Annotated in this window: 8 protein-coding genes and 1 pseudogene; 4 read left to right on the forward strand and 5 right to left on the reverse strand. The window is 46.0% G+C overall.

Annotation, left to right across the window (positions count from 1 at the left end; all coding sequences use genetic code 11):
* The first annotated feature begins 365 nt into the window (after positions 1–365).
* Complete coding sequence (locus tag AC2A06_RS09175) at positions 366–1,811, forward strand: DASS family sodium-coupled anion symporter (protein ID WP_484380072.1); 1,446 nt, start codon at positions 366–368, stop codon at positions 1,809–1,811.
* A 129-nt stretch (positions 1,812–1,940) separates the two neighbouring features.
* Here AC2A06_RS09175 and AC2A06_RS09180 read toward each other — a convergent pair whose 3' ends face one another.
* From AC2A06_RS09180 to AC2A06_RS09200, 5 genes and pseudogenes are all read right to left on the reverse strand, one after another.
* The gene (locus AC2A06_RS09180; protein WP_484380073.1) at positions 1,941–2,717 is read right to left on the reverse strand and encodes an ABC transporter permease; all 777 of its coding nucleotides are present in this window, start codon (positions 2,715–2,717) and stop codon (positions 1,941–1,943) included.
* Positions 2,714–3,649 carry an ABC transporter ATP-binding protein gene (locus tag AC2A06_RS09185; RefSeq protein WP_484380074.1) on the reverse strand — a complete coding sequence of 312 codons (936 nt, stop codon included), beginning with the start codon at positions 3,647–3,649 and terminating at the stop codon, positions 2,714–2,716. Before AC2A06_RS09185 ends, AC2A06_RS09180 begins: the two co-directional genes overlap by 4 nt.
* Positions 3,646–4,806 carry an ABC transporter permease gene (locus AC2A06_RS09190; protein WP_484380075.1) on the reverse strand — a complete coding sequence of 387 codons (1,161 nt, stop codon included), beginning with the start codon at positions 4,804–4,806 and terminating at the stop codon, positions 3,646–3,648. The genes AC2A06_RS09185 and AC2A06_RS09190 overlap by 4 nt, the downstream gene beginning before the upstream one ends.
* A gap of 46 nt (positions 4,807–4,852) precedes the next feature.
* Positions 4,853–5,785, reverse strand: a complete 933-nt coding sequence (osmF, locus tag AC2A06_RS09195) for a glycine betaine ABC transporter substrate-binding protein OsmF (RefSeq protein WP_484380076.1) — start codon at positions 5,783–5,785, stop codon at positions 4,853–4,855.
* Positions 5,786–6,203: 418 nt separating this feature from the next.
* Positions 6,204–6,344, reverse strand: a pseudogene (locus tag AC2A06_RS09200) (hypothetical protein); the annotation flags it as partial.
* A gap of 65 nt (positions 6,345–6,409) precedes the next feature.
* Between AC2A06_RS09200 and AC2A06_RS09205 the strand changes: the two are divergent.
* From AC2A06_RS09205 to AC2A06_RS09215, 3 genes are all read left to right on the forward strand, one after another.
* The gene (locus AC2A06_RS09205) at positions 6,410–6,877 is read left to right on the forward strand and encodes a DUF6795 domain-containing protein (RefSeq protein WP_484380077.1); all 468 of its coding nucleotides are present in this window, start codon (positions 6,410–6,412) and stop codon (positions 6,875–6,877) included.
* A gap of 542 nt (positions 6,878–7,419) precedes the next feature.
* Positions 7,420–8,271, forward strand: a complete 852-nt coding sequence (locus tag AC2A06_RS09210) for a hypothetical protein (RefSeq protein WP_103941828.1) — start codon at positions 7,420–7,422, stop codon at positions 8,269–8,271.
* A partial coding sequence (locus tag AC2A06_RS09215) for a UvrD-helicase domain-containing protein (protein WP_484380078.1) occupies positions 8,261–9,848 on the forward strand: 1,588 nt, incomplete at its 3' end. The genes AC2A06_RS09210 and AC2A06_RS09215, both read left to right, overlap by 11 nt.

The following is a 9,848-nucleotide window of genomic DNA, read 5'->3' on the forward strand; positions in this document are numbered from 1 at the left end:
CTTTTTCGCACCAGACCAAGAAAAGCATTTACCTTTTGCTTTACCGAGCCCTGGATCCCCTCAACTGACCGATGCCATCACTGCAATGCACAACCAGAATGGTGAACTGGCCCAGCTGGTGATCGGAAAGTGATATTCTGGACAAGTTGCTATCTGACAGCAGAGATGAGAAGAAAGCATAAGATCGCCCTCCGGTTTATACTCCTTGTTAAGCGACTTGATATATGACGGGTATAAAATAATAAAACAAAAAAATAGAGGCATATATATTTTTATATTATTTCCTGCCTCAAGTCAGACTTGCTAGGTTATTAACTGAGTCGAAAAACAAATGCTGCGCTATTGTAACAAATAGGAGTGTTATTATGGTAAGTAATGTTAAATGGTTGCCTTTAACTATCATCGTCGTTCTGGCATTAATATTCTGGAATATCGCGCCACCTGAAGGTCTGAAGTTGGCCGCCTGGCATTCTCTGGTATTATTTGTTGCTACGATCATCAGCATTGTTATTAATGTGCTACCGATTGGTGCTGTTGGCATCATTGCGATCACCGTTTATGTTGTCCTCAATGCCGGTGGAGATGCCACCGCCGCTGATGCGATTAAAACCGGCTTAAGAAATATGAATAACTCAACAATCTGGCTGATTGTTGTGGCGTTTCTTATCGCGCGAGGATTCATTAAAACCGGCCTGGGGCGTAGAATTTCCCTGATACTGATTACCCTGTTAGGGAAAAGAACCTTAGGCTTAGCTTATGGTTTGGCATTGGCTGACTTGATTCTGGCTCCTGCTATGCCGAGTAATACGGCTCGTTGTGGTGGGGTTCTTTATCCCGTCGCAGACTCATTGGCACGTAGCTTTGAATCCCGGCCTGATGACGCTTCACGTAAAAAAATAGGCACTTTTCTGGTGACTTGCATGGGGAATATCAACGATGTTACTTCCGCCATGTTTATGACAGCCTTTACCGGTAACTTATTGATTGTAAAACTAGCCGCGAATGAAAATATTACTTTGACCTGGACCGGTTGGTTAGTGGCTGCGGTGGTTCCTTGCCTGGTTTCTTTTATCCTTATCCCGCTGGTTATCTACTTTTTTACTGCCAGACCCGAAATCAAACACACGCCTGATGCTCCAAAGTTGGCTAAACAACAGCTGGCAGAAATGGGGGGAATGTCAAAACCAGAGTGGATGATGGCAGGCACGGTTGTTGTGCTGCTGGTTCTGTGGATTTTTTACAAAGTGTTAAACATCGACCCAACCACTGGGGCATTTATTGGTTTATCCCTGCTGTTACTGAGTGGTGTATTAAGCTGGAAAGATGTGATTTCTGAAAAAGGGGCTTGGGATACGTTGATCTGGTTTGCTGCGCTATTAATGATGGCAGATCAATTGAAAGACTTGGGCTTTATGTCATGGTTTGGCAACACGGTCGGCCAGGAAGTGAGCGGCCTGGCAGGTAACAGTAACTGGATAGTGCTATTGGTGGTATTGAATGCAGTGTATCTGTATGCGCACTATTTCTTTGCTAGCGGGAATGCGCAAATTGTCGCGCTATACTCAGTTTTCCTCACATTAGGTATCCAACTGGGGATCCCAAGTATGCCAATGGCTCTGATGTTGGCATTTTCCAGTAGCTTCTCATGCTCTTTGACACAATACACCCATGCACGCGGGCCAATTTTATTTGCCCCTGGCTATGTTCCCACCGCCACCTGGTGGAGTACCGGGTTTGTTTGTAGCGTGGTCAATCAGGTGGTGTTGTTAACTGTCGGTCTGGCATGGTGGAAGATTTTGGGCCTTTACTAACGAGATTATTGATAATCTATGGCTTCTCCTCCTTGAATGAGGGGGAGCCTGTCTGTTGACCTTACTGACTGCCCCAGCACCTGGTGGAACCCTGCGTACATTGGCAAAGATACCTGCATCAGGTTTTCCTTACTCGGCAGCAGAAACCGTTAGAGTCTGTTGACACCAGGCGGTGAGATGCCGCACCCAGCGCTCAAACAGCATATCGGTGATGATCGCCAATAGGGCTACCACCACGGCACCCTGGATCACATAGGCAGTATTAAAGCCGCTAAGGCCAATAATAATCGGCGAACCAAGCGTTTTAGTGCCAACGGTGGAGGCGATCGCCGCCGTGCCGATATTAATGATCACCGAAGTGCGGATACCGGCAACAATCACCGGAGCCGCCAGGGGGAGTTCAACACGCCACAGGATCTGCCTAGCACTCATTCCGACCCCTTGCGCAATTTCGCGGATGGCACTGGGTACCGATTCAATGCCCGCCAGCGTACCCTGCAGGATTGGCAACAAACCGTACAGTACCAGCGCAATAATTGCCGGTTTTTCGCTAAACCCCATAACCGGTACCGCGACTGCTAACACCGCAATCGGCGGAAAGGTCTGGCCAACCGCCACAACCGTTTCCACCAGCGAACGGAACTCTTTACCTGCACGGCGCGTCACGCCAACCCCAGCGGCCACACCAATCACCACAGCAATCATGCTGGAGACCGCCACTAACAACAGGTGTGCCCATACTAGTGAGATAAAGCTGTCTTGCTGATATACAGGCCGATCCAGATCCGGGAACCAGGCGGCAAACAGACCCTGTAGATGATTCATGCCAAACACCAATGCCAGCAGCAGGGCAAAGGTCCAGGGCAGTGGATCGCGTAGCCAGCGCAAGACCGGTGACAGGCTCATGACAATACCTTTTGGCTAATCAAATCACTGAAATACAACACGCCAAGCGCCTCGCCTTGTTCGCCAATCACCGGTAAGCATTCACAGCCCCGGGCCACAAACACCGACAGTGCTTCGCGCAGACTCATGGCGGCGGTGATGGGTTCCCCTTCCGCATGGCCAGGGCGTACCCGCTTAGCCACGGTGCTTAACGACAAGAGTTTGATACCGCGATCGCTGCGGCCAAAGAAATCACGCACAAAATCGTTGGCCGGTACGGTTAATAGCTCCAGCGGTGTGCCCTGCTGCACGATGCGGCCCTGGTCGAGCAACACGATACGGTCCGCTAGGGCCAATGCTTCGTCAATGTCGTGCGTCACCAACACAATGGTGCGCCCGGAGAGATGATGAATACGTGAAATCTCGGTTTGCAACGCCGCACGTGTCACCGGATCAAGTGCACCAAAGGGCTCGTCCATCAACAACACCTCTGGGTCAGCAGCCAATGCGCGTGCAACCCCAACCCGCTGCTGCTGCCCACCGGAAAGCTGGTACGGATAACGATGACGGAACAAATCCGCTTCCAGATGTAACAGCTCCAGTAATTCAGTCACCCGATCGCGAATTCGCGCGCGTGGCCATTTCAGCAGTTGTGGCACCGTGGCAATATTTTCCTCCACTGTCCAATGCGGAAACAGACCAACCGACTGGATCGCATAACCCATTCGGCGGCGCAGATCCTGCGGTTTAAATTTCTGGATCTCTTCACCGGCAAAGTAAATTTTCCCCTGATCGTGTTCGATCAGTCGGTTGATCATTTTTAACGTTGTGGACTTGCCTGAACCAGAGGTGCCGATCAGTACGGCAAATTCACCCTTGGCAATCTGCAATGTAAGATCGTCCACTGCGGGCTTACCCTGAAAAATCTTGCTGACCTGATTAAACTGAATCATCGGCGTGACACTTCCAAAATTGAAACCATAAACTTGAACAGTGAATCGACGATTACCGCCATCACGATCACCGGAATAACCCCCAGCAGCACCAAATCCAGTGCGCTACTGAGCAGGCCCTGGAACACAATAGCGCCAAAACCTCCGGCACCAATCAGCGCCGCGACCACCGCCATGCCGACGGTCTGCACCGCAAGAATACGCACGCCGGTCAGGAACAACGGCAACGCCAGCGGTAACTGTACGCAGAAGAAAACCTGCCCACGCGTCATCCCCATGCCACAGGCGGATTCGATCACGCTGGCTGGCACAGTTTGCAACCCAGCGACAACACTGCGTACCAGCGGCAGCAGGGCGTACAGCACCAACGCAAAAATTGCCGGTGCCATACCAATGCCACTGACGCCATGTTCTGCCAGCCAAGGAAATGCTTTCGCCAAACCCGCCAAAGGCGCGATCAACAGGCCAAACAAGGCAATCGACGGAACTGTCTGGATAATATTCAGTGTGGAGAATATAGGCCTCTGCCAGCGTGCAGAGCGAAAACACAACACCCCGAGCGGCACACCAATCAATAATGTCGGCACCAGCGTCGCCAATAGGATCGTCAAGTGCTGTAACAGCGCGGCATCAAACACATCTTGCCGGTTGTAATACTCTTTCAACAATGAGAGTTGATCCAACTGATGGCTGAACAACAGCACCAGTGCAGGCAATATCACCAACAGGTTGCTGAGCATACGCCATAAATGGGAGGAGGTAATGCGAGTGATGGCGTCGGCAGCCATCAGCAGGCTCAGCGCTAGCATCAGCCAACAACCGCTCCCCCAGGAGGTGCGCGCCAGTTTGGAACCTTGTTGTGCCAACTGCAGGGCGGCATGGCCGCTTATCCACAGGGTGAGTGTCAGCAGCGTCGAAGCCGCCAGCACGGTTAATAACGCATTGCGCCTGAGCGGTGCCAATAGGCTGAGAGCCGCCAGTAGCAACAAGGGCGCCAACAGCCACAGCGGCGGACCGTGCAATAGGGAAATCAGGGAAATACTCTTGCCCGATAACAGGCGATTGGGGGCATAACTGAGAAACGGCAGCCCAAATGCAGCCAGCAGCAACAGAATAAGCAGTGTCAGTAATACGCGATTTTTTACGGCAATAATCAAAGAAACTCTCCGGCTCCATGTCGGCCCCCATTGGGGGCCAGAGATGTTATCCCTTCACCAAACCTTTCTCTTTAAGGTAAGCCGCCGCAACCTGTTTGGCGTCCTGACCTTCCACCGCGATCTGCGCATTGAGTTTTTGCAGCGTCGGGCCGTCCAATGAGGCGAATACCGGTTTTAGTAATTCAGCGATGTTGGCATGCTGTTTCAGCGTTGCTTCACGAATAATCGGTGCTGGCGCGTAAATCGGCTGCACTCCCTTTGGATCTTCCAGCGTTTGCAGCCCCAGCGCTGCTACCGGGCCGTCGGTCCCGTAGGCCATCGCCGCGTTCACACCGGAGGTTTGCTCCGCCGCCGCCTTGATGGTCACCGCAGTATCACCACCGGCCAACGACAGCAACTGATCCTGGTTCAGCTTAAAGCCGTAGGCATTCTGGAACGCGGGTAGGGCATCCGAACGCTCGATGAATTCAGCTGATGCCGCCAGCTTGAACTTGCCGCCAGCGTTGATCCACTTGCCCAGATCGGCCATTGTTTTCAGATGATTGGCATCCGCCAGGTCCTGACGGATAGCAATGGTCCAGGTGTTATTGGCCGGCGCGGCATCCAACCAGACAATTTTGTTCTTGTCATAATCCAGCTTTTTCACTTTCTCAAAACCGGCCTGAGCATTTCTCCATGCCGGGTCTTTTTCATCAGCAAAGAAAAACGCACCGTTGCCGGTGTATTCCGGATAGATATCAATTTCACCGGCAGTGATCGCGCCGCGCAACACTTTGGTGGCGCCAAGCTGTAACTTATTGGTGGTTTTGATGCCGTTAGATTCCAGCACCTGTACGATGATGTTACCGAGCAATGAGCCTTCGGTATCAATTTTAGAGCCAACGCGCACCGTATCGGCTGCTTGCGCCATACCAACACTCGCGGCAAGTAAACTCAGCGCCAGAGCAAAGACACGACCACGTGAAGGGGGGATTAGCATACTTTTCCTCTTGTTGCGTATTGTCCAGCTATTTGGCCAGAACGATTGAAAAATCTTGAGAAGCGCGCGTCCATCGCACTATAAATGTTTCCGTTGACCAGTACCTTTGGACAGAATACCCGGTATGCTCACAGCAGGACGACCTTATTGTTTCATCTCTGAACCTACATCCTCAAAGCATCAACATCTCTGGCCTTCAGTGTCAGGATATTTCTGGTTGGCGTGAAAGATGTACTATCTTGCGTATCATCCTGCGTCATTTGGCAGATAATACTTTCTGAGCGAGGAAAGCCGACACACATGCAACTAGCAAGTATGACGGATATACCCGCCCTGTTTCCACCACGCCTGTTATTCGGCATTGAATATATCAATATAGTGCCTGGCTGCCTGCGCATCCAAACTTTCATCGCTGATTCGCTTTGATGTGTTGCGTAATAGCCTGGGGAGTGACTTGATAACGGTTCGCCATAGTCCCTTGGGGCAGCCATAGTGTTTCTTGTTCAAAACGGCACTCAACGCGCACTTTTCCATCGCCGCATGAGTCTGTTTCGTGCATTGTGTCGCCCGCGTATACTGCTACCACGCAACAGAAAAATATCAGAACGCAAAAGGATTCGCGCCATGTCAGTTACCACATTCCGCATCACAAGCCTGGCCATCTTTGCTCTGCCATGGTTGCTTAGCGGCTGCGTTTACCATGATTACCCCACCCCGCAGATTGAGGGCACGTTGACTAACGCTGGAAAGCCGCTGGCCGGGGTAGCAGTTTCGTTAACTGAATTCGACCGCCAAATCGCCACGGAGCAAACCGACAGCAACGGGCATTTTTCAATGGCACCGCAGGGTAATTGGCATGTGTTTATTCCCGTAGGACCACAAGATCGCCTGACTCACTGGACGCTGACAACAACCGACCATCAGGGACAAGAAATTAGCATTTACAGCAGTCAGCGCCTTGGCGGGGTTTTCTCTGGCTATTCAAGAAACGACCGGGTGAAGCTGAACTGTGAGCTATCGCCAGCAGGTGAGAAGAGTCGAAGCCAGGAAAACACTCTATTTTGCGAATCCATTCCCGTTAACGACCCGTAATTACCAGGTGATGCTGTTGCTTAGGAACAGCCAAGATGCTGGTGAAATTTAGGGGGGATCACAGGAGTACTGAAATTAATATAATTACATGATAATTAGTATTTTTATATTATCTCTAGCGATTTTTTATACACATTCCTATACATGATCTCTCTAGCCACAATAGAAACATCAGTTTTACCAAATAATTACTCATCCATACTTATCCATTAAGGTTCACTAACCCCCAAAGATCATCCTTAGCAGTTGACTGATAGAAATGGTTTGATGATTGAGCCTAACCTGATAGACGGCTTTGTGCCAAAAGCGGAAGTTGCCAATTTTTGGAAGTTTATTTATTCGTGGAGAACGGATCACCATCAGACAGCCTCAACTGACATAAGAGAACCTCTATCTGAAGATGACTAGCGTGGCTCATAGCCCTTGTAGGACTATGCTACAGGGGATTCTGGCAAAAAGGAGTTGCCGCTAGTCACACATGCGCAAAAAGGGTAGAGTTTACATAGCCGCTACAACTATCTTTACATTTAAGGTTATGAAATATGGAATATTTTTATAAAGATTTTAAAAATTACAATGGGATTTTACAAGGAGATGTCTTTAGGGTAAACAATCGTACTGACTCACCATTTAAGTTTGACGAACGATTTGCCATGTTGATTACAGCAGATTGTGACTTAGCCAATCCATCTAGAAATGTAAACTACCTCACTTTTCTTCCTATTGTCTCAAGCACATGTTATTTGGAGAAAGTATGGATTCCTACATATTTTGAGAAGATTCGAACAGAAGTAGCGAAGTCACTACATAAGCTAATAAATGAGCTGGAAGTGCATAAAAAAAATGGGTGCAACGAATTAAAAGAATCAGACATCAGAGAATGGCTAAGAAAAAATAATTACAATGATATTTTAGCTGATTTATCTATAATCGAGCGCACTCAACATATTGAAAATGCCATCAAATTAGACGAAGCTTCAAGATGTGAAGAAACGATAGATAACTTCATTAAAATAAAAGAGATTAAGGGCTCTAAGTTTAAAAATATAATTAGTGAGTTAAGAGAGGCAGTTAATAAACCCAAAGAGGAGTTTTTTGTATTGCCAATGATTGACTCTTTATTTGATGAGTGTGGGATTTTAAAACTCAGAATGATAAGGCCGGTTCACAGAAAAAACGTTTACACTCAGGAGATCGATGCGAGGTTATCAAACCATTCAGATTTTACTAGCCTCGTTCGCATTGGTAGATTGAGTGATTATTTACGGTATAGTATCTCTCAAAGTTTTGCTTCCCTTTTCTCTCGGATAGGAATGCCAGAAAACTATGAAAGTGACAGAGAAGAGTCAATAAATTTGTTAATTGAAAAAATTGAAGGTAAATATGAGAAATAACATTATTGTCTTGGATGAGGGAGCGATCAATCTTCTTGAACGCGCAATAATAAATGAAGAGTGGTTTAATGACCTTAAAATCCCACCTTCATATAGAAACAACTTATGTTCTCTCAAGCTCAATGGCTTTGACTATATATTATCAAAAAAAGCAAGCGTAGATAGCAGATATCTTGTCATTAAAACTGGAGAGGAATTTCCTTTCTGGGGATTAACAGGAAAAGATTTAATCTATGCCTTTGAAAGGTGCCTATCATTTTCAGTACGTCACTTCAATAAAAATAGCACCAGCGGACGTCATTGGGGAAAGTATACAGAAGGGAATATCATATCTTTTTTCGCCACACAGAGAAATGCAGAGGATTCACTTAGGTTGTATTTTAATATGTATCCCATGGATACTAAAAATATTTATCTGTATAACGCCACGGAAAAATTCCCACGTAATCCTGATGAATTAACTGAAGATGAGGTATTTGTAGATGCAATCAGTGGTGTCAATATAGCTATCGCAAAATCTACATATCCTGACGAAGAAAATAAAGATAATGAAATAAACTTCGGCATTGAGCTTACTGAACAGATAAATGACAATCTTTACTATAATTATTCTTTTCAACAATGGTATGATAACAAGTTAACGACTGAGCAAAGAGATTTTGTTGATAAGAATTATAATGACCCTGTTCGCCTAAGAGGAGCTGCAGGAACTGGAAAAACCATTTCGATGGTAATAAAAATAATTAGAGATAGTTATTCATTTGAAAAACTAGACGTGAGGAAAAGGTTTTTATTTCTTACACATAGTCATTCAACTAGTGACTTAGTAAACAATATGATTTTATCTCTAGATAAAGAGGGGAATATCAGGAAATTTAAAAACATTAATATTAAAGTATGCTCATTATATGATTTAGCTCAAGAAATATTAAATTACAATCACAAAAATATATTCCCAATTTCAACCGATGGTAAAGAAGGTCGAGAAAATCAATATGAAATAGTTAACGATCTCATCGAAGAAACTACCAAAGACTTAAGGTTTCGCACTTCAATAATAAACAAATGTTCTTCTAAACTACAAGAAAAAATATTCAATACAGAACATAGACATTTTATTTGTATAGAAATTTTAAACGAGTTTGCTTGCATACTAGATGCTGAAAATATTTTCTTAGGATCTGAGAATTCTAAGGATTATTTAAAAGGGAATCGTGAAACATGGCAAATGGAACTAGTTACCAAAGAAGATAGACTATTACTATTGAACTTACACAATGTATATAGAGACAAACTGAAGGAACTGAATGCATTAAGTATGGATCAAATGATTGCAGACTTAAGTAATTATTTACACTCGCACATTTGGAATAGAATATGCGAAGAAGAAGGCTATGATGCTATTTTTGTAGATGAGTTACATTACTTCACAAAGCCAGAGAGAATGGTATTTAATGATTTGTGTAGATCTAGACACACAAATGGTAGATACCCTATATTTATGGCTTATGATATTAAACAATCGATGAGTGATGTTTTTTTAAACTCTATTAGAAATGAGTCTATAGCTAATATAT

The sequence above is a fragment of the Serratia sp. HNCC26DJ244 genome (assembly GCF_057180565.1).

Excerpts from the sequence above, each read along its gene's own strand:
- AC2A06_RS09175 (WP_484380072.1), top strand. The coding sequence starts at position 366 with ATGGTAAGTAATGTTAAATGGTTGCCTTTAACTATCATCGTCGTTCTG.
- AC2A06_RS09205 (WP_484380077.1), top strand. The coding sequence starts at position 6,410 with ATGTCAGTTACCACATTCCGCATCACAAGCCTGGCCATCTTTGCTCTG.
- AC2A06_RS09180 (WP_484380073.1), bottom strand. The coding sequence starts at position 2,717 with ATGAGCCTGTCACCGGTCTTGCGCTGGCTACGCGATCCACTGCCCTGG.
- AC2A06_RS09210 (WP_103941828.1), top strand. The coding sequence starts at position 7,420 with ATGGAATATTTTTATAAAGATTTTAAAAATTACAATGGGATTTTACAA.
- osmF (WP_484380076.1), bottom strand. The coding sequence starts at position 5,785 with ATGCTAATCCCCCCTTCACGTGGTCGTGTCTTTGCTCTGGCGCTGAGT.
- AC2A06_RS09185 (WP_484380074.1), bottom strand. The coding sequence starts at position 3,649 with ATGATTCAGTTTAATCAGGTCAGCAAGATTTTTCAGGGTAAGCCCGCA.